General features: G+C 69.5%; 15 protein-coding genes. 7 read left to right on the plus strand and 8 right to left on the minus strand.

Annotated features, from left to right (window positions below):
• Window positions 1–112: 112 nt before the first annotated feature.
• Window positions 113–520, plus strand: a complete 408-nt coding sequence (rplS, locus tag ABTV91_RS08330; protein WP_054664251.1) for a 50S ribosomal protein L19 — start codon at window positions 113–115, stop codon at window positions 518–520.
• Between the two features lie 320 nt (window positions 521–840).
• On the opposite strand, the gene ABTV91_RS08335 is transcribed toward rplS, so the two are convergent.
• From ABTV91_RS08335 to ABTV91_RS08350, 4 genes are read right to left on the minus strand one after another with little or no spacing between them, the layout of a single operon-like run.
• Complete coding sequence (locus tag ABTV91_RS08335; protein ID WP_433854065.1) at window positions 841–1623, minus strand: DeoR family transcriptional regulator; 783 nt, start codon at window positions 1621–1623, stop codon at window positions 841–843.
• 28 nt (window positions 1624–1651) lie between these two features.
• Window positions 1652–2986 carry a D-tagatose-bisphosphate aldolase, class II, non-catalytic subunit gene (locus ABTV91_RS08340; RefSeq protein ID WP_433854066.1) on the minus strand — a complete coding sequence of 445 codons (1335 nt, stop codon included), beginning with the start codon at window positions 2984–2986 and terminating at the stop codon, window positions 1652–1654.
• A 16-nt stretch (window positions 2987–3002) separates the two neighbouring features.
• Window positions 3003–3938, minus strand: coding sequence for an ROK family protein (locus tag ABTV91_RS08345; RefSeq protein ID WP_433854067.1), 936 nt, complete (start codon window positions 3936–3938; stop codon window positions 3003–3005).
• The gene (locus ABTV91_RS08350) at window positions 3931–5085 is read right to left on the minus strand and encodes an SIS domain-containing protein (protein ID WP_433854068.1); all 1155 of its coding nucleotides are present in this window, start codon (window positions 5083–5085) and stop codon (window positions 3931–3933) included. Before ABTV91_RS08350 ends, ABTV91_RS08345 begins: the two co-directional genes overlap by 8 nt.
• Before the next feature lie 314 nt (window positions 5086–5399).
• Between ABTV91_RS08350 and ABTV91_RS08355 the strand changes: the two genes are divergently transcribed.
• From ABTV91_RS08355 to ABTV91_RS08365, 3 genes are all read left to right on the plus strand, one after another.
• Window positions 5400–8762, plus strand: coding sequence for a TIM-barrel domain-containing protein (locus tag ABTV91_RS08355; RefSeq protein WP_433854069.1), 3363 nt, complete (start codon window positions 5400–5402; stop codon window positions 8760–8762).
• Window positions 8763–8879: 117 nt separating this feature from the next.
• The gene (locus tag ABTV91_RS08360) at window positions 8880–11864 is read left to right on the plus strand and encodes a TonB-dependent receptor plug domain-containing protein (RefSeq protein ID WP_433854070.1); all 2985 of its coding nucleotides are present in this window, start codon (window positions 8880–8882) and stop codon (window positions 11862–11864) included.
• 117 nt (window positions 11865–11981) lie between these two features.
• On the plus strand, window positions 11982–13337 hold the full coding sequence (locus ABTV91_RS08365; RefSeq protein ID WP_433854071.1) for a Gfo/Idh/MocA family protein: 1356 nt from the start codon (window positions 11982–11984) through the stop codon (window positions 13335–13337).
• Between the two features lie 407 nt (window positions 13338–13744).
• Here ABTV91_RS08365 and ABTV91_RS08370 read toward each other — a convergent pair whose 3' ends face one another.
• Entirely contained in the window at window positions 13745–15208 is a 1464-nt protein-coding gene (locus tag ABTV91_RS08370; RefSeq protein ID WP_433854072.1) for an MATE family efflux transporter, read from the minus strand.
• A 104-nt stretch (window positions 15209–15312) separates the two neighbouring features.
• On the opposite strand from ABTV91_RS08370, the gene ABTV91_RS08375 reads away from it, so the two are divergent.
• Complete coding sequence (locus tag ABTV91_RS08375; RefSeq protein ID WP_433854073.1) at window positions 15313–15573, plus strand: hypothetical protein; 261 nt, start codon at window positions 15313–15315, stop codon at window positions 15571–15573.
• Complete coding sequence (locus ABTV91_RS08380; RefSeq protein ID WP_433854074.1) at window positions 15566–15976, plus strand: RNA-binding S4 domain-containing protein; 411 nt, start codon at window positions 15566–15568, stop codon at window positions 15974–15976. Before ABTV91_RS08375 ends, ABTV91_RS08380 begins: the two co-directional genes overlap by 8 nt.
• 158 nt (window positions 15977–16134) lie before the next feature.
• Here the strand turns inward: ABTV91_RS08380 and ABTV91_RS08385 are convergent, their stop codons facing one another.
• The 3 genes from ABTV91_RS08385 to ABTV91_RS08395 form a co-directional block, all read right to left on the minus strand.
• Entirely contained in the window at window positions 16135–16740 is a 606-nt protein-coding gene (locus ABTV91_RS08385; RefSeq protein ID WP_433854152.1) for a DUF937 domain-containing protein, read from the minus strand.
• A gap of 410 nt (window positions 16741–17150) precedes the next feature.
• A complete protein-coding gene (locus ABTV91_RS08390; RefSeq protein ID WP_433854075.1) occupies window positions 17151–18794 on the minus strand; it encodes a catalase in 1644 nt (547 codons plus the stop codon).
• Window positions 18795–18957: 163 nt separating this feature from the next.
• The gene (locus ABTV91_RS08395; RefSeq protein ID WP_433854076.1) at window positions 18958–19617 is read right to left on the minus strand and encodes a glutathione S-transferase family protein; all 660 of its coding nucleotides are present in this window, start codon (window positions 19615–19617) and stop codon (window positions 18958–18960) included.
• Between the two features lie 150 nt (window positions 19618–19767).
• Between ABTV91_RS08395 and ABTV91_RS08400 the strand changes: the two genes are divergently transcribed.
• Entirely contained in the window at window positions 19768–20466 is a 699-nt protein-coding gene (locus tag ABTV91_RS08400) for a helix-turn-helix transcriptional regulator (RefSeq protein WP_433854077.1), read from the plus strand.
• Window positions 20467–20479: the final 13 nt, after the last annotated feature.

Genomic DNA, 20479 nt, shown 5'->3' on the forward strand with positions numbered 1-20479 from the left:
GCCTGACCGGCAGCCGCGGTTCCAACTACAACAAACGTGCAGCGCAATCCGGTGACTGCATGAGACCCCGCTGTCGAATCGACACGCCCACCCCGAATACATCGGTGCAATCATGAGCAAGCTGAACAAATCCATCGTCGCGGACTTCGAATCCGCCCAGATCACCCGCGAACTGCCGAAGTTCAGCCAGGGCGACACCGTCGTCGTCAACGTCAAGGTCAAGGAAGGCAACCGCGAGCGCGTGCAGGCCTACGAAGGCGTCGTGATCGGCACCAAGAACGCCGGCCTGAACTCCTCGTTCACCGTGCGCAAGATCTCGCATGGCTACGGCGTGGAGCGCGTGTTCCAGACCCACAGCGCGCTGATCGACTCGGTCGAAGTCAAGCGCCGCGGCAAGGTCCGCGCCGGCAAGCTGTACTACCTGCGTGGCCTGGAAGGCAAGGCTGCCCGCATCAAGGAAGACCTGGCCGCCGCTGCGCAGGCCAAGGCTGCCCGCCAGGCCGCCAAGTCCGCCGAGTAATCCCGCCGCAGGCTTCGCGCCTGTCGCAGCAACGGCCGCCTTCGGGCGGCCGTTTGCGTTTTGGCTCTTCGCCGCAGCGGGCTGGCGATCAATGCCTGTTCCTGGTGCGTGCCGCCCACGCTGCCATCGCCATTGCTCCCGGAGGAAAGGAGCGGCACATCACGTCGCCCGCCTGCCCCCTGGCAGGGGCTGCCAAACCGCATGGCGAAGCCGCCGGAGGGCGAGGTGCGGGATATGCAGGAGGCAGGCGTCCCGCAGGAGCGATGAGGCGGCCCTCACCCCAACCCCTCTCCCGCGGGGAGAGGGGCTTTGCGTACGGCTCAGGCCGTTGGTTCGGCGACGACCACTTCGATGCCGCGGCGCTGCAGTCCCTCGCGCGTGGCCTCGTCGATGCCGGCATCGGTGATCACGGCGTGGATCTGGTCCAGGTAGGCGATGCGGTGCAGGCTGACGCGGCCGAACTTGGAGGTGTCGGTCAGCACCACGATGCGCCGCGCGCGTTCGACCATGCGGTGATTCAGACGCGCCTCGGCCTCGTCGTGGGTGGTCAGGCCGAACTGCAGGTCCAGGCCGTCCACGCCCAGGAACAGGGTGTCGAAGCTGTACGGGTTGAGGCTGGCCTCGGCCTGGCTGCCCTGCAGCGACAGCGACTGCTTGCGCAGCTGGCCGCCGGTGAGCAGCACGTTCACGCCCGGCGCGTTGGCCAGCTCCCAGGCGATGTTCAGGCCGTTGGTCATCACCGTCACGTCGCGGTGCCCGCGCAGGTGGCGGGCCAGGGTCATCGTGGTCGAGCCGGAGTCGATGATGATGTTGTCGCCGGGCTGCACCAGCTGCGCGGCGCGCGCGCCGATGGACTCCTTCAGCGGCAGGTTCAGCGCGTCCTTCTCGTGGATGTCCTGTTCCTGCGGCGGCGTGCGCACCAAGGTGGCGCCGCCGTGGGTGCGCGTGGCCAGGCCCTGTTCCTCGAAATGGCCCAGGTCGGTGCGGATGGTCACCGCCGACACGCCGTAACGCCCGACCAGTTCGGCGACCTGCACCGAGCCCTGCTCGATCAGCTGCTGCAGGATCTGCTGCCGGCGGGAACGGGTGTTGCGCATGGCCATCTCGTGCTTGCTCCGTGAAAGGTCGAGCTTAGCCGTTCGCAAGGTCCGGATGGGCGGAACTTTCGTTGCGCTTGCGCATGCCGGCGGTATTGGCCGAACAGGCGCGCGCGTATTCGTCCAGGCACAGGCCGATGCGGTGCCGCACCAGCGCGCCGGGCGTGTTCGCCAGCGTGCCTTCGCGCACCGCGCGGAACTGCTCCGGCAGGTACTGGCTGAGCAGCACCAGCGGCGGCGCGTGCGTTTCCAGGTTGGCGAACAGCGTGCGCACCGCGTCCAGCAGCGCCGGCTCGCCCCAGTAGTAGCGGCAGCGGTCGCTGAAGGCGAAGGCGCGCAGCAGGCGCAGCGTGGCTTCGTCGCCGTGGTAGTGCGCCCGCCAGTATTTCGGCTGCGCCAGCATCACCTCTTCCAGCACCTGCGGCAGGCGCGAGCACTGCGCGGCCGGCAGCAGTTCGGCTTCGATCGCGGCCAGCGCGAACAGCGCCTCACGGTAGGCGAAGGTCGCCGCCGGGCCGACCTTGAGGATGGCGAAGTGGTCGCGCACCAGCGCGTGCAGGCCGCTTTCGCGCTGGTAGTCGGTGGAGTGCGCCTCGAACACGATGCGCGGCTGCCGCTCGAGGAAATCGGCCAGCTCGCCGGCGGCGGCCGGGTCGTAGTCGTGCACGCTGCTGTGGTCGAAGTCCACGCCCGGCTGCACCACCATCGCGATCACCCGCTGCCACGCATTGTGCAACTGCGGCGTGTCGAAGGCCTGGCGGTGGATCTCCAGCGTCTGCGCGGCCGCGGCCGGCGTGGTCACCGCCAGCCCGGCCTCCAGCGAGGCTTCGCCGCCGGGCACCGGCACTTCGGTGCCGATCACGTAGACCGGCGGCGGCAGACCGTTCGCGGCGGCGGTGCGCTCGGCGATTTCGGCCAGCTCGGCCGAACGCGCGGCGACGATGGCGTCGGGCAGCGGCACCGGGTCGTCGGCGCAGGACATGCTGCAGTCCAGGTGGATCTTGTGGAAACCGGCGGCGACATAGGCCTCGATCAGCACGCGCGCGTGCGCCATCGCCTCGGCGGCGGGTTGCTTCTGCCAGGCGTTGGGGCCGAGGTGGTCACCGCCGAGCACCAGCCGTCCGCGCGGAAAGCCTTCCTCGTCGGCCAGCGCCTGCACGTAGTCGCGGTACTGCGGCGGGGTCATGCCGGTGTAGCCGCCGAACTGGTCGACCTGGTTGGAGGTGGCTTCGACCAGCAGCACGGTGCCGTGGCGCGCGGCCACGTGCATGGCTGCGCGCAGCACCTGTTCGTTGCTGCAGCAGACGCTGTACAGGCCGACGTTGTGGCCGGCGCGATGCTCGGCGAGCAGGGATTGCAGCGGGGACATGGACGGACTCCCGGTATCAGGAAAAGGCGGGTTGGCAGGCGAGCAGGGCGGCGCCGCGCGCGCCGCCGGCATCGCCGAAGCGGGGCGGCACGATGGGCGGTACCTGCACGCCGGCGAACAGATGCGTGGTGATCGCCGCCGGCAACTGTTCGTACAGCGGCGCATGCTGCGACAGGCCGCCGCCGAGCACGATGACGTGCGGGTCCAGCGCCAGGATCAGCGCCGCGAAGCTGTGGCCGAGCAGGTCGCGGTGGATGTCCAGCGCCTGCCGCGCGCGCGCGTCGCCGGCCTCGGCCAGGGCGATGACGTCGCTGGCGTTGGCGGCGCTGCCGCCCAGGTGGCGTTCGATCATCGCCACGCCGCTGCCGGAGACATAGCGCTCCACGCAGCCGCGCAGGCCGCAGCCGCAGTCCAGCAGCGGCAGGCCGTGGCGCTGCAGCAGGTTGGCCGGCACGCTCCAGTGGCCCCATTCGCCGGCCAGGCCGTTGAAGCCGCCGATCAGCCGGCCCTGCACGCAGTAGCCGCCGCCGGCGCCGGTGCCGAGGATCGCGCCGAACATGCTGGCGTAGCCGTCGGCGGCGCCGCCGTGCGCTTCGGACAAGGCGAAGCACTGCAGGTCGTTGCCGAAATGCAGCGGCCGCTGCAGGCGCGCCTGCAGGTCCTGCGCCACGCACTGGCCGGTGAGGGCCGGCACGTTGGCGCTGAGCTGGCGGCCGCTGCGGCGGTCGCGCACGCCCGGCAGGGCGATGCCGATGGCGTGCGCGGTCTGTCCCAGCGCTGCATCGGCATCGGCGACCAGGGTTTCGACCGCCTGCAGGAAGCCGGCGTAGTCGCCCTGCGGGGTGGCGATGCGCTTGCGCCAGCTCACCTGCAGGGCCGCGTCGCAGGCCACCAGTTCGGTCTTGGTGCCGCCGATGTCGATGCCGTAGCAGGTGGCGGTGGACTCAGCCATGGTGGATGGTGACGCCCTTGACCACGCGGTTGACGGTGCCGTCGGGGAACGGGTTGTCCGGCGTCAGCCCCAGCGCGGTCGAGCGGCGCAGCGCGTAGAGCTGGGCGAACGGCAGCCAGGCCGGCGCCAGCCAGGCGTCGGGCAGGGCCGGCACCGGCAGGGTGAAATCGTCGCCGGCGCCGATGTCCGAATGCGGGCCGAGCGACAACACCTTGCCGGCCACGCCGTCGCCGCGCAGTTCGTCCAGCAGGTCCTGTTCGTAGCGGCGCGCCAGCGGCTGCACGCTGCGCAGCATCACCACCAGGGTGCGCGGGTCGAGCGTGGACTTGGGGCCGTGGCGGAAGCCCAGCGGCGTGTTGGCCATCGCCAGCACGCGGCCGGCGGTGAGTTCCAGCACCTTCAGCGCGGCTTCGCGCGCCAGCGCTTCCAGCGGGCCGCTGGCCAGGTAGATCACCCGGTCGAACGGCTGCGCGGCCAGCGCGGCCACCGGCGCGTCCCAGCGTTGCAGGCCCTGTCGCGCCAGCGCGGCGACCTGGCCGATGCGCGCGCCGCGTTCGCTCCACGGTGCGCGGTCGAATACCGCCAGCGCCGCCAGCAGCATGCAGCTCAGGCTGCTGGTCATAGCGAAGGCGCGGTCGCAGCTGGCCGCCGGCATCAGCAGGGTGCAGGTGTCCTCGCGGCCGGCGCCGCGGCGCGCCAGTTCGCCGTCGGCGTTGCAGGTGATGTCCAGGAAACGCGCGTCGTCCACGTCGGCGCGCACGCGCTCGACCGCGGCCACGCTTTCCGGGCTCGAACCGCTGCGACCGAAGGACACCAGCAGGGTCGGGCGCTCGCGCTGCAGGTACAGCGCCGGGTGGGTCAGCAGGCTGGTGGTGTGCACCGCGCGCACTTCCGCAGGCCACTGCGCGTTGATCGTGTCGGCGACCATCTCGGCGATGAAGCCGGAGCTGCCGGCGCCGGTGAACAGCACCCGCTGCGCCGGATCGGACAGGCGCTGGCCGAGGAAGGCCTGCAGGCGCTCCTGGTCGCGCTCCAGGCCGGCGGCCAGGGTTTCCCACAACGCCGGCTGCTGGGCGATTTCGGCGGCGGTATCGGCTCCGCCCAGGCGCTGCCAGGCGGACGGATCGGTAAGCGGGGTGGCGTCCATTCTTGGTTCCTGTTGGGCCTGCGCACGATCTGCTTTTTCTTTCGAAATGTCAAACATCGAAAGAAAAAAGAAAGAAATCTTTCGTGGTGCCGCATACGGAGGCGCGTCATGGCGAATCGAAAGGTCGGCGGGCGGTTGCTTTCGCAGGGCGTATTCACGCTGCTGGAGCCGATAAGGAAAGTGGTGCTTTGCACAAACTTTCGATTCATCTAAAAATTCTTGTCTTTTGCTTTCATTTTGTTGACATCTTTCGAAATGCTGCCCTAGAGTCGGCGCAACCGCCATCGAATGCCCGCCTGGGCCTGGGGAGCAAGGTGCACAACCGCGTACGTCGTCTGCCACTGCCGGTGGCGCTGCTTTCCGTCCTGCTGCTGCCGGCGCTGCCGCTGCATGCCGAGCCGGTGGGCAACCTGCGCTCGGTCAGCGCTGGCGATGGCCGCGATGGCGTGCGCGGCTGGGACCTGCTCACCGACACCGGCGCGCGCATCCGCATCGAGCTGCCGGCCACCGACATCGTGCGCGTGCAGGCCGGCCGCAAGGGCAAGTTGACTGACGCTGGCGACAAGGCCGCGCCCATCGTGCTGCCGCAGCCGCGGACCGACGTGCAGGCGCAGCTGGAAGAAGACGCGCAGGAAATCCGCGTGCGCACCGACGCGCTGGTGCTGCACGTGCAGCGCCAGCCGCTGCGCCTGCGCCTGGAACGCATGGAAGGTGGCCAGCCCACCGCGCTGTGGCAGGAACTGCAGCCGCTGGACCTGGACGCCGCGCAGAGCGTTCAGGTGCTGTCCTCGCAGGCCGACGAGGCGTTCTTCGGCGGCGGCCAGCAGAACGGCCGCTACCAGTTCAAGGGCCGCGAACTGGAAATTTCCTATTCCGGCGGCTGGGAGGAGGGCGACCGCCCGAGCCCGGCGCCGATGCTGCTCAGCTCGCGCGGCTGGGGCATGCTGCGCAATACGTGGAGCGACGGCAGCTACGACCTGCGCCAGCCCGACCAGGCCACGCTGCTGCACCGCGAGGACCGCTTCGACGCCTACTACTTCGTCGGCGCCGACCTGCCGAAGCTGATCGAACGCTACACGCAGCTGACCGGCCGCCCGAACATGGTCGCGCGCTGGGCGCTGTCCTACGGCGATGCCGATTGCTACAACGACGGCGACAACGTCAAGAAGCCCGGCAGCGTGCCCGAAGGCTGGAGCGACGGCCCCACCGGCACCACGCCGGACGTGATCGACAGCGTCGCCCGCCAGTACCGCGAACACGACATGCCCGGCGGCTGGATCCTGCCCAACGACGGCTACGGCTGCGGCTACAAACAGCTGCCCGAGACCGTGCAGGGCTTGGCGAAGTACGGCTTCAGGACCGGCCTGTGGACCGAGAACGGCGTGGACAAGATCGCCTGGGAAGTGGGCAAGGCCGGCAGCCGCGTGCAGAAACTGGACGTGGCCTGGACCGGCAAGGGCTACCAGTTCGCGATGGACGCCAACCGCCAGGCGTTCAACGGCATCCTCGACAACTCCGATTCGCGCCCGTTCCTGTGGACGGTGATGGGCTGGGCCGGCATCCAGCGCTATGCGGTGGCCTGGACCGGCGACCAGAGCAGCAGCTGGGACTACATCCGCTGGCATGTGCCGACCTTGGTCGGTTCGGGCCTGTCCGGCATGGCCTACGCCAGCGGCGACGTCGATGCGATCTTCGGCGGCAGTGCCGAGACCTTCACCCGCGACCTGCAGTGGAAGGCGTTCACGCCGGTGCTGATGGGCATGAGCGGCTGGTCGTCGAGCGCGCGCAAGCACCCGTGGTGGTTCGACGAACCCTACCGCGGCATCAACCGCGACTACCTCAAGCTGAAAATGCGCCTGACCCCGTACATGTACGGGCTGGTGCACGAAGCGGCGCAGACCGGCGCGCCGCCGGTGCGCGGGCTGATGTGGGACAACCCGCGCGACCCGCACGCGCGCGACGAGGCCTACAAATACCAGTTCCTGCTCGGCCGCGACCTGCTGGTGGCGCCGGTGTACCGCAGCCAGGCCGCCAGCCGCGGCTGGCGCCGCGACATCCACCTGCCGGCCGGCGGCTGGATCGACTACTGGGACGGCCGCCGCGTGCAGGCCGGCGCCGAGGGCCGCCAGCTCGACCGCCAGGTGGACCTGGCGACGCTGCCGGTGTTCGTGCGCGCCGGCGCGATCCTGCCGATGTACCCGGCCATGCTGTTCGACGGCGAGAAGCCGCTGGATGAGGTGACGTTCGACCTGTATCCGCAGGGCGATTCGCAGTACACGCTGTACGAAGACGATGGCAACACGCGCCGCTACCAGCAGGGCGAATCGAGCACGCAGCAGATCCGCGTGCAGGCGCCGGCGCAGGGCAGCGGCCCGGTGCAGGTGCAGATCGATGCGGTGCAGGGCGAGTACCGCGGACAGCTGGCGCAGCGCCGCTACGGCCTGCGCGTGCTCAACCGGCAGGCGCCGGCGGCGGTGCGGCTGGACGGCCGCGCGCTGCCCGCGCTCGCCGGTGCCGCCGCTTTCGACACGGCCGGCGAAGGCTGGTACTTCGACGCCGGCGAGCGCCGCGGCACCCTGCACGTGCGCACCGCGATGGTGGACATCCGCCAGCCGCTGCAGCTGCAGCTGGATTTCCCGGCCGCCGCCGCCGTGGCCGACGACGTGTTCCCGGCCGCGCCGGAGCAGGGCCGCGCGCTGCCGCCGGACAGCCTGCTGGTGGTCAACCGCCCGGCCGAGGAAAAGGGCTACCCGCTGGAAAACGCCTTCGACGACGACCCGGCCACCTGGTTCCGCACCGTGCGCAACCAGGCCATCCGCAGCGGCGCCCACGAGTGGGTGATCGGCTTCGGCGAGCGGCGCATGATCGACGGCGTCGAACTGGCCCCGCGCAACGACCAGCACTGGAAGCACGGCCAGGTGCGCGACTACGAGATCTACATGGCCGACAGCAACGGTGAATGGGGCGAGCCCGTCGTGCGCGGCCGCCTGTCGTTGAAGGAAGGCCTGCAGCGCATCGATTTCCCGGCCCATGCCGGCCGCCTGCTGCGCTTCCGCGTGCTTGGCGTGCAGAACCCGGACGGCGACGGCGCCTCGGGCAACGACCCGATGGTCAGCGCCGCGCAGGGCAATGCCGCGCGCGCCATCGATGCGTTGCAGCCGCGCGACGTCGGCCCGATCGCGCTGTCCACCTTCCGCATCCTCGAACAACAGCTACCGGAGCGGCCGGCACGGCAGCAGTACCTCTCCCAGCTGCCGCTGCCGGCCGCGCTGGCCGGGCAGGTGCAGGCCGACCGCTCCTTCCGCGGCGACGCCGCCATGCGCATGAACGGCCTGCAGTTCCGCCGCGGCCTGGGCGTGGGCGCCGACAGCCGCGTCGATATCGCGCTCAAGGGCCGCTGGCACCTGCTGCGCGCCGACCTCGGCATCGACGATGCCTGCCGCGCCGCCGGCGGCCTGCAGTTCCAGGTCTGGGGCGACGGCCGCCTGCTCTACGACAGCGGCCTGGTGAAGGCGCCCGGCGTGGTCAAGCCGGAGCTGGACATCCGCGGCCTGTCCTCGCTGAGCCTGCGCACGCTGGGTGCGCAGGGCAGCCAACCCGCCCAGGTCTGCGGCAACTGGGCCAATGCCGTGCTGATCGGCGAGGAGGGCGATTCCGCCGAACTCGTCGCCCCATGACCCCCGCGTAACACCGCTGCTCCCCCACCACACCGACCACGGCCGCCGCGGCCGTGGAACGGGATCGCCATGCCCGCCATCCGCTGTTCCGTGCGTCACCGCCAGGAGAGAACCCCGATGTTGCCAGCCCGCCGCAATCCCAACCGCTGCCTGATCACGCCGCTGTCGCTGGCCGTGGCCAGCGCCCTGATCGCCATCGCCGCGCCCGCGCTCGCGCAGGACGCGGCCACGGACAAAGACAAGGAAAAGACCACCGAGCTGGCCCGCGTCGAGGTCACCGGTTCCAACATCCGCCGCACCGACGTGGAAACCGCCTCGCCGGTGCAGGTCATCAGCAAGCAGGACATCCAGAACATGGGCGCCCGCACCCTGCTGCAGGTGCTGGACAACCTGCCGGCCGCGCGCCCGGCGCAGGTGGATTCCAAATCGCTGTTCACCGGTTCCGATGGCGCCTCGCAGGCCAACCTGCGCGGCCTCGGCGCGCAGGGCACGCTGGTGCTGCTCAACGGCCGCCGCCTGTCGTACTACGGCGCGCCGGCGGGCTTCCAGACCCAGTTCGTCAACATCGACGCCATTCCCGCCGCCGCCATCGAGCGCATGGAAGTGCTGACCGACGGCGCCTCGGCCGTGTACGGCACCGACGCGGTGGCCGGCGTCATCAACGTCATCACCAAGCGCGACTACCAAGGGCTGGAAGTCAGCGGCACCTGGGATACCGCGCCGCGCTTCGATTCCTTCGGCGAGAAGCAGGCCAGCATCACCGGCGGCTTCGGCGACCTGTCCACCGACCGCTACAACGTCTACGCCAGCGTCAACCTGTACGAGCGCAACGGCATCCCGGACAGCGAGTGGTACGACAAGAACCCGGCGCAGTTCTACGTCAACAATCCGGACTACATCAAGAACCTGCGCCTTGATACCGGCAGCGCACCGGGCGTGTTCAACCCCGGCTATTACTTCGCCTTCGACCCGGTGACCAAGGCGCGCGTGGACGAAGCCGCGCCGGGCTGCAACAACGTGCTGCAGGTGGCCAGCGGCACCCGCTGCATCTGGCAGACGTGGATGAACCGCCAGATCAACGGCGGCGCCGATTCCCGGCGCGTGACCGCCTACGTCAACGGCCATTTCCAGATGAACGACGCCACCGAGGCGTTCGCCGAACTGACCTACACCGACATCGACCTGCGCGCCAACGGCGGCACGCCGCGCGCCTACGGCACCACCACCGGCAACCCGCAGAGCTGGTTCTCGCGCAATACCGGCAACACGGTCAACCAGTTCCTGTACCCGTTCCTGGGCCCGAACAACGAGTACAACCATGCCAGCCCCGAGATGAAGGCGCTGATGGGCGGCGTGGTCGGGCTGAGCTACCTGCTCCAGGACGTGGGCGGCAACCACTTCGGCCAGCGCAACACCGACAAGAGCTACCGCGCGGTGGCCGGCCTGCGCGGCAGCTTCGGCGACAGCGGCTGGAACTGGGAGACGGCCTTCGCCACCGCCGGCTCGCATTCGGTCACCTACCAGACCACCAACGTCAACCTGCGCGGCTTCGAGAAGGCCTTCGGCCCGTACACCATCGATCCGGGCACCGGCCGCGTCATCATCTCCGACCACCCGGCATACAAGTTCGGCGAGATCAGCGAGGCCAACGCCGCGCTGATCCGCGAGGCGTTCCCGACCTTCGACATCCAGTCCTGGACCCGCCTGCACACCCTGGACGGCAAGATCGAAGGCCCGCTGTTCAACCTGCCGGCCGGCGAGGTGCGCGCGGCGTTCGGCTTCAACGCCACCCGCGAGACGTTCTACACCCCGGGCAACCAGGACGCCGCCGACGGCCTGATCACCCAGCAGGGCGGCTCGTGGTTCGACGGCAAGCGCAACACCTACGCGCTGTTCTCCGAAGCCGTGGCGCCGATCACCGACAAGCTGGAACTGGACCTGGCGCTGCGCGTGGACAAGTACCCCAACTTCAGCGCCAACCTCGCGCCGAAGATCGGCCTGAAGTACCAGGCGCTGCCGCAGCTGATGCTGCGCGGCACCTATTCGGAAGGGTTCCGCGCGCCGAGCCTGGCCGAGTCCGGCACCGGCGGCGTGTACGCGCAGATCGGCGGCTACCGCGACGAGACCCGCTGCGCCGAGACCAACGCCATCGCCGGCCTGCTGCGCCAGTCCAGCCGCACCGTCGACAAGGACCTGGGCAACAGCCTGTGGAACAGCGACTGCAGCCGCAACGTGGCGCGCATGACCCAGCCCAACCCGGACCTGAAGCCGGAGAAGGCCAAGATCGCCACGCTGGGCTTCGTGCTCGAGCCCACCGACTGGCTGTCGGTGTCGGCCGACTACTGGTTCGTGTACCGCCGCAACGAGATCGTCGCGCCGGACTACAGCAAGCCGGAAGAGATCAGCTCGATGACGCGCTTCCCGATCACCGAGACCGACCTGGCCAACCTGGCCGCGCTGGCCAGCATGTGCGCCGACCCGGCCAGCGGCGTGACCTGTCCGGGCGTCCTGCCCGGCTACAGCACCGGCAACGTGGCCAGCGTCATCGGCCAGTACAAGAACCGCGGCCGCACCCTGATCGACGGCCTGGACGTGGACGCCCGCGGCCGCTTCGACCTGGGCGAGTGGGGCCGCCTGAACATCGGCGTGGCCGCGACCATCGCCAACCGCAACATGTACAACTCCGACGACGCCGACGGCTGGTACTACGGCAACTTCGTCGGCTACTACAACAACCCGCGCCTGCGCGCCACGTTCAACACCAACTGGACCTACGGCAACTGGGACACCGGCTTCTACATCAACTACGTCGGCGGCACCAAGTGGGCGTGGGACCGCATCGACGCCGAGGACAACAACGCCGAGACCTGCACCGGCAGCTACCTGGATGTCTCGCCAGGCCAGTGCTCGGGCGCGCCGGCCTGGTGGACGGCCAACCTGAGCGTGAACTGGCGGCCGATCGAGAAGCTGAGCGTGGGCGTGACGGTGAAGAACCTGTTCAACCGCCTGCCGTTCTACGACCCGAACGACTGGATGAACTTCCCCGGTTACACCAACAACTTCGGCCGCATCTACAGCGTGACCGCCACTTACAGGTTCTGATGCAGGCCGTTGCGTCCTCCCCCGCATGCATGGCATGAAGGGGAGGGCGCCGCTTCGCCCGCCCGGCGCACCCTCCAGGCCGCACCGGGCGCGATTCCAAGTGAAAGAGGACATGCAATGAAACGCAGGGAATTCATCCTGGCCGGCGCGGCGCTGGCCGCCACCAGCCTGTTGCCGGATACGCCGGCCTGGGCGCGCGGGCGCAAGGTGCGGCTGGGCATGATCGGCACCGGCATGCGCGGCCAGGTCCTGCTCAAGGAACTGCTGCGCCGCGACGACGTGGAGGTGGTGGCGCTGTGCGACATCGAGCCGATCATGCTTGGCCGCGCCACCGCCATGGTCGCCAAGGCCGGCAAGCCGGCGCCGAAGACCTATGGCGCCGACGGCGACGGCAACGCCTGGAAGCGCCTGCTCGAACAGCGCGGCCTGGACGGCGTGGTCATCGCCACGCCGTGGGAGCTGCACGCGCCGATGGCGATCGCCGCGATGCAGGCCAAGGTCGCGGTCGGCTGCGAAGTCGTGGCCGGCATCACCCTGCAGGACCACTGGGACGTGCTCAACACCCAGCTGCAGACCGGCACGCCGTACATGCTGCTGGAAAACGTGTGCTACCGCCGCGACGTGATGGCGGCGCTGCAGATGGTGCGCGAGGGCCTGTTCGGCGAACTGGTGCACCTGCAGGCCGGCTACCAGCACGACCTGCGCGGGGTGAAGTTCAACGATGGCGATCCCGACCACCCCTACGGCAGCGGCGTCGAGTTCGGGCCCAAAGGCTGGTCCGAGGCGCGCTGGCGTACCGAACACTCGGTCAGGCGCAACGGCGAGCTGTACCCCAGCCACGGCATCGGCCCGTGCGCGATGTACACCGGCATCAACCGCGGCAACCGCTTCACCCACATCAACGCCTTCGCCAGCAAGGCGCGCGGCCTGCACGAATACACCGTGGAGAAAAGCGGCGGCACCACGCATCCGAGTACGAAGGTGCAGTTCAAGCTGGGCGACATCGTCACCACCACGCTGGCCTGCGCCAACGGCGAGACCATCCTGCTGCAGCACGACACCTCGCTGCCGCGCCCGTACTCGCTGGGCTTCCGCGTGCAGGGCACCAAGGGGCTGTGGATGGACCTCAACCACGGCATCCACATCGAGGGCCGCAGCCCGCCGCACCAGTGGGAGGACTTCAAGGCCTACCAGGACCAGTACGAGCATCCGCTGTGGAAGCAGCACGCCGACACCGCCGCCGGCGCCGGCCATGGCGGCATGGACTGGTTCGTGATCCACGCCTTCGTCGAGGCGCTGAAGGCGCGGGCGCCGATGCCGATCGACATCTTCGACGCGGTGACCTGGAGCGCGATCACGCCGCTGTCCGAGCAGTCCATCGCCAACGGCTTCCAGACCCTGGAGTTCCCGGACTTCACCGGCGGCCTGTGGCAACAGCGCAAGCCGATCTTCGCGTTCGACGGCAGCTACTAAGCGCGCGCCCTTCCACCCGTAGGAGCGACTTCAGTCGCGACGGGCTTTCCCGGCGAAGGCCCCATTCGCGGCTGAAGCCGCTCCTACGGTGCGTGAGCACTCTTTTCAGGCCTCGCCGTCCGCGTCGGCCGCAGGCGAGTGGGCATACCGCCCTTCCGCCACATCCCGTAGGAGCGACTTCAGTCGCGACAGGCTTTCCCGACGAAGGCCCCATTCGCGGCTGAAGCCGCTCCTACGGTGGGTAGCGATCTTTTCAAGCCTCGGCGTTTGCGCCGGCTGCTGGCGATGGCGGGCATGTCGGCACTTCCGCCACATTCCCGTAGGAGCGACTTCAGTCGCGACAGGCTTTCCTGATGAAGGCCCCGTTCGCGGCTGAAGCCGCTCCTACGGTGGGCAGGGCAGGTCTTTCAGGCTTCTGCGTCCGCGTCGGCCACCGGCGAGGGTGGGCATGCCGGCACTTCCGCCGGCGTCGCCAGTTCGGCGGCATGCGACGGCGCGGCCATCATCGTCGCCTTGCGCCAGCCGCCCCAGCGGTAATAGGCCAGCGACAGCAGCATCGACACCAGCGAGCTGACGGGGAAGCTCCACCAGATCGCGTCGGCGCCCCAGTACGGTTGCAGCAGTTCGGCGAAGGGCACGCGCACACCCCACAGCGAGGCGGCCAGGATCAGCAGCGGCGCGATCACCGCGCCGGTGGAGCGCACCACGCCGGAGATCACGAAGCTCACGCCGAAGAACAGGAACGACCACACCGCGATGTGGTTCAGGTGCCGCGCCACCGCCAGCGCCTGGCTGCCATCGGGCAGGAACAGCGCCAGCGAGTGCCGGTCCAGCAGGATCAGCGGCAGGATCAGCACGCCGGTGAGCAGGAAGTTGAACAGCACGCCCTTGCGCGCGGTGCCGCGCACCCGGTCCCAGCGCCGCGCGCCGACGTTCTGCGCGGCCATCGACGAACACGCCGCGCCGATCGCCATCGCCGGCATCTGCACGTAGGTCCACAGCTGCAGCGAGGCGCCATAGGCCGCGGCGGTATCGGTGCCGTAGTCATTGACCATGGTCATCAGCATGATCATCGACAGCGAGATCAGCACCATCTGCAGGCCCATCGGCACGCCCTTGACCACCAGCGCGCGGAGGATGGCCAGGTCGATGCGGAACAGCGCCATGTCCTTGCGGCCCAGCCACAGCACGTGGCCGCGGTGGCGCATGTAGGCCAGCAGGCCGAGCAGGGACAGCGACTGCGCCAGCAGCGTGGCCCAGGCCGCGCCGGCGATGCCCAGCTGCGGGAACGGGCCGACGCCGAAGATCAGCAGCGGGTTGAGCACGATGTCCAGCGCCACCGACACCAGCAGGAAGCGGAACGGCGTGCGCGAATCTCCGGCGCCACGCAGCGCCGCGCTGAGGAAGGCGAAGGCGTACAGCGTCGGCGTGGCCAGGAAGATGATGCGCAGGTAGGCCTCGGCCAGCGGCAGCGAGACGGCCGGCGTGCCCATCGCCGCCAGCAGCGGGTGCGCCATGAACCAGCCGGCGATGGCGATCAGCACCGAGATGCCGATGAAGAAGGTGGCGCTGGTGCCCATCACCCGCCGCGCCTGGGCCACGTCGCGCGCGCCCATCGCCTGGCCGATCAGGATGGTGGCGGCCATGCCGATGCCGAACACCGAACCGATCAGGAAGAACATGATGTTGTTGGCGTTGGCCGTGGCGGTCAGCGCCGCCTCGCCGAGGAACTTGCCGACCCAGATCGCGTTGACCGAGCCGTTGAGCGACTGGGCGATGTTGCCGGCCAGGATGGGCAGGGCGAACAGCAGCAGGTTGCGCCCGATCGGGCCTTCGGTCAGCGAGCGGGTCGGGTGGGCGGCGGCGGTCATGGGCGCGGGTCGGTGGCTGAATGCGGACACTAGCATCGCCGGTGTGACGATGCCCGCAGGTGTCGCTACGATGGCGCCTGCGGGTTTCCAGAGGAGGAACGGGAATGCTGAAACAGCTGTGTGGCGCGATGGCGGTGCTGGCCTTGTCGGCCTGCGCCAACTCCGAACGCCTGATGGACGCCAGCGTGCGCCCGTCCGACCATGCCGACTGCCTGGTCGGCAACGCGCGTGCCGATGCGCAGGACAAAAACGCCATGCCGTCGATGCGCAGCCGCCGCTGCAATCCCGACGACAGCCTGAACTGGACCATCGGCCAATCACGCAAGGAGGCGATGGAAGTGGATTTCACCAAAAAGCATGACTGAAACGCACAATGCGCCGGCCGCCGCCGTCCGTCTGGACGTCTGGCTGTGGGCGGCGCGCTTCTTCAAGACCCGCAGCCTGGCCAAGCACGCGGTCGAGACCGGCAAGGTCGAGATCGACGGGCAGCGCCCCAAGTCCTCGCGCTCGGTCCGCGTCGGCGATGCGTTGCGCGTGCAGCGCGGCGAGGAGACGTTCGAGATCGGCGTGCGCGGCCTCAGCGACACGCGCGGACCGGCGCCGGTGGCGCAGGCCCTGTACGAGGAAACCGAGGCCTCGCGCAGGGCGCGCGAGGAGCAGCGCCTGCAGCGCGCCGCCGCCCGCGACGGCTACCTGCCGCCCGAGCACAAGCCGGACAAACGCGCGCGCCGCCTGATCCGCGCGCTGGGCGACATCGACGCGCTATAGGAGCGCATTTGTAGGAGCGCACTTCAGTGCGCGATAGGGCTTTATCGATAGAGCCCATCGCGCACTGAAGTGCGCTCCTACAAGTGCGCTCCTGCAACGCATGCCGCCAACAAAAACGCCACCATGAGGTGGCGTTTCCGTCATGCGGGCGCGGCGGCTCAGCGCTTGCCGCTGCCCAGCAGGCCGCTGCCAAGCCGGATCAGGTCGGATACGCCGAACTGGCCATCGCCGTCCTGGTCGAGCAGGCTGCCGAGCAGGCCGCCGCCGACGCCGCCCTGCTGCACCACGCGCTGCTTTTCCTGGCCGAGCATCTGGCTCAGGCTGCCGGCATCGGCCTGGCCGCTGCTGGACATGCGCTGGGCCACGTAGGCCATCACGATCGGGGCGAGGATCTTCAGCAGTTGCCCGGCGCGGTCGCTGCTCAGGCCGGTGGCCTGCGCCAGCCCGGCCTCGGCCCGGCCCTGGCTGCCGCCGAAGATGTGGCCGAGGATGCCGGCGCCGTTGGCCGCCGGGCTGCTGCCGCCGCCCAGCACCGAACCGAGCACGCTGCCGATGTCCAGGCCGCTGTGGTTGTTCTGCAGCGCGCCGAGCAGGGCTTCGGCGCCCTGCGGTCTGGCGGCGTTGTTGCCCAGCGCGCCCATCAGCAGCGGCAGCGCGGCGCCGATGGCGCCCGAGGCCTGCTGGCTGTCGAGGCCCAGCTGCTGGGAGACCTGCTGCAGTGGTGCGCCCTGCAGCTGGGAAAGAAGGTCGTCGGTGAGGCTCATCGGGGCGTGGTCCTTGCGGTGGGTGAACATGGGCATGGTAGCGCCGCGGGCGCCGGGCAGGTGCGGCCGTTTTCTTCTCTTTTTCGCAGGCAACCCGGAAGGATCGCCGGGCTGCCCGGCGAAGCCGCCCGGACTGCAGGGCACGGGCAGGTGCGGAACAGGTGTGTTCCGCAGCGGTGGACGAAGGAGAAGCCGCAGGAACAACCACGGCTCGGCCTGTGGACGCGCCGGGTGGGGAGAAAAGCCGCCGTTGACTGTTTCCCCACTGTCGCGACCACGGGATTCCTGCGCTGCCCCCGCACCAGCCCGATTCATGCCAAGGGATGGATGCCGCACCGTACGCGTGCTGGTGGCACGCAGCCGCGTGGTCTGGCCCAACCCCTCTCCCGGCGGGAGAGGGGCTGCATCTGTCAGAGCGCGATATCCTCGGCGCCCGGCGTGGCCCGGGGGAACTCCGCCTCCGGCGTCGCCGGAGCGAACGGATCGGCCGGCGGCATCGCCGCCCGCTTCTTCAACGCTGCCGCCACGCCCGCGCCGTAGGCCGGGTCGGCCTTGCTGCAGTTGTCCACGTGGCGCTGCTTGATGAAGTCCGGCGCATCGCCCATCGCCCGCGCGGTGTTGTCGAACAGGCGCTGCTTCTGCGCGTCGTCGTAGCTGCGGAACAGCGCGCCGGGCTGGCTGAAATAGTCGGCGTCGTCCTCGCGGAAATTCCAGAAGTCGGCGTCGCCGCGGATCTTCAGCGCCGGCTCGCGGTACTGCGGCTGCTCCTGCCACTGGCCGTAGCTGTTGGGCTCGTAGTGCGGCAGGCCGCCGTAGTTGCCGTCCACGCGCATGGCGCCGTCGCGGTGGTTGCTGTGCACCGGGCAGCGCGCCGCGTTCACCGGGATCTGGTGGTGGTTGACGCCCAGCCGGTAACGCTGCGCATCGCTGTAGGCGAACAGGCGCGCCTGCAGCATCTTGTCCGGCGACGGGCCGATGCCCGGCACCAGGTTGCTCGGCGCGAACGCCGACTGCTCCACGTCCTGGTACCAGTTGTCCGGGTTGCGGTTGAGCTCGAACTCGCCCACTTCGATCAGCGGGTAGTCGCTCTTGGGCCACACCTTGGTCAGGTCGAACGGATGGAAGCGATAGGTCTCCGCGTCCAGCTCCGGCATGATCTGCACGAACAGCTTCCACTTCGGGAAATCGCCGCGCTCGATCGCCTGGAACAGGTCGCGGCCATGGCTCTCGCGGTCCTTGCCGGCCAGCACCTCGGCCTGCGCGTCGGTCAGCGCCTCGATGCCCTGCTGGCTGTGGAAGTGGAACTTCACCCAGAAGCGCTCGCCGTCGTTGTTGGTGAAGCTGTAGGTGTGCGAGCCGAAGCCGTGCATGTGGCGGAACGTACGCGGGATGCCGCGGTCGCTCATCACCACGGTCACCTGCATCAGCGCTTCCGGCAGCAGGGTCCAGAAATCCCAGTTGTTGCGCGCGCTGCGCAGGTTGGTGTGCGGGTCGCGCTTGACCGCCTTGTTGAGGTCGCCGAACTTGCGCGGGTCGCGCAGGAAGAACACCGGCGTGTTGTTGCCGACCAGGTCCCAGTTGCCTTCCTCGGTGTAGAACTTCAGCGCGAAGCCGCGGATGTCGCGCTCGGCGTCGGCCGCGCCGCGCTCGCCGGCCACGGTGGTGAAGCGGGCGAACATCTCGGTCTTCTTGCCCACCGCCGAGAAGATCTTGGCGCGGGTGTAGCGGGTGATGTCGTGGGTGACGGTGAAGGTGCCGAACGCGCCGGAGCCCTTGGCGTGCATGCGCCGCTCGGGGATGACCTCGCGGTTGAGGTTGGCCAGCTTCTCCAGCAGCCACACGTCTTCCATCAGCAGCGGGCCGCGCGGGCCGGCGGTCCGGCTGTTCTGGTTGTCCACCACCGGCGCGCCGAAGGCGGTGGTCATCGGCGTCACCGGCGCGTCGCCGTGCTTCCGCGCGGGCGTGGTGCTGGTATCGCGCTGCGACTGCGCGGCCTGCGCCGGCGTGGGCGCGGCATGGTACGGGCAGGTGGGTTTGCTGTCGTTGCTGCTCATGGCGGGCTCCTGGCTGGCGTGGGAAACATCCTGCGACGACGATAGCTACGGCTTCATGAAATGGAAAATCGAATGATCTGCTGGGATTGATAGGGGCTATCTATTGTTTGTCCGGGCCGATGATCGGAAAGGCCGCCGCGTCCGCGCGGGGCCGGACCGATGCTCAGTCGCGGTCTGGCGCGCCCAGCGGGAACAGTTCGCGGTATGGGCGCGCTTCCTCGACCGCGCGCGCGAACGAGGGCCGTGCCAGCAGGCGCGCGCGGTAGCCGCGCAGCACGGGCATCGTGTCGGGGATGCGGTGGGTCCAGTCGGCGTAGAACAGCGCCGGCGCGGCGGCGCAGTCGGCCAGGGTGAACGCCTCGCCCGTCGCCCATTGCCTGCCGGCCAGCTGCTGCTCGAGCCAGCCGTAGGCCAGTTCCAGCCGTTCCACCGCGTCTGCCCGCGCCTCGGCGGCCTTGCCGCCATCGCCGCTCAGCGCGCCGCCGACCGCGTGCTGCACCGGGCTCATCACGTGCAGGTCGAAGAAACGGTCCAGGAAACGCACGTCCAGCGCCGCGGCCGGGTCGTCCGGCAGCAGGCGCACCGGCCCGCCGTGCTTCTGCTGCAGGTACTCGATGATGATGCTGGTTTCCACCACGCTGCGCCCATCGTCCACCAGCAGCGGGAACTTGCGCAGCGGCCAGCGCTGCAGCCATTCGGCGGCGTTCTGCGGCGTGTCCGGGCCGAGCATGCGGAACTGGAACGGCGTGGCGTTCTCGTACAGCGCTATCAGCACCTTCTGCGTGTACGACGAGAACGGATGGCCATAGAGCAGCAGCGACATGGAAGCTCTCCGGAGCGGGGGGCCGAGAGGGCACTGTGTTGCCAACGCCGGTCCGGCGCAAGGGGCACGCCGGACGGCCGCGCCGATGTCCGTGGCGCCCCGTATCTGCCAGACTCCGCAGCGCCCATTGAACCGCCCCGGACGCACCGCATGACCGAACGCGCCACCCGCCTGCTGCACCTGCTCGACGAACTGCGGCGGCGCCGCAAGCCGGTGCGCGGCGCGCAGCTGGCCGAGCGGCTGGGGGTGAGCCTGCGCACGCTGTACCGCGACATCGACGCGCTGCGCGGGCAGGGCGCGGACATCGTCGGCGACCCCGGCATCGGCTACCAGCTGCGCGGCGGCTTCCTGCTGCCGCCGATGATGTTCTCGGCCGAGGAACTGGAAGCCATCGTGCTCGGCGTGCGCTGGGTGGCCTCGCATGCCGATCCGGAACTGGCCGTCGCCGCCGGCGCCGCGCTGGACCGGGTAACCGGCGTGCTGCCCGAGGACCTGCGCCTGCAGGTGGAGACCAGCGGCCTGTACGCGCCGCAGTGGCATCCCACCGAACCGGAGCCGTGGCTGCCGGCGCTGCGCCGCGCGATCCGCGCCGGCAACGCCGTGCGCATCCATTACCGCGATGCCGAAGGCCGCCCCAGCGAACGCATGATCTGGCCGTTCGCGATGGCGTTCCTGGCCGACGTACGCCTGTTGGCGGCCTGGTGCGAGATGCGCGGCGACTTCCGCCACTTCCGCGCCGACCGCGTGGTGACGCTGCACGACACCGGCATGCGCTACCCCGAGCAGCGCCACAGGCTGCTCAAGCGCTGGAGCGAACAGCGCCGGCAACCCCGGAGCGCCGACTGCTGACAGCGGCTGTCAG

It is taken from the genome of Stenotrophomonas nitritireducens (genome assembly GCF_050984405.1).
Taxonomy (GTDB): Bacteria; Pseudomonadota; Gammaproteobacteria; order Xanthomonadales; family Xanthomonadaceae; genus Stenotrophomonas; species Stenotrophomonas nitritireducens_B.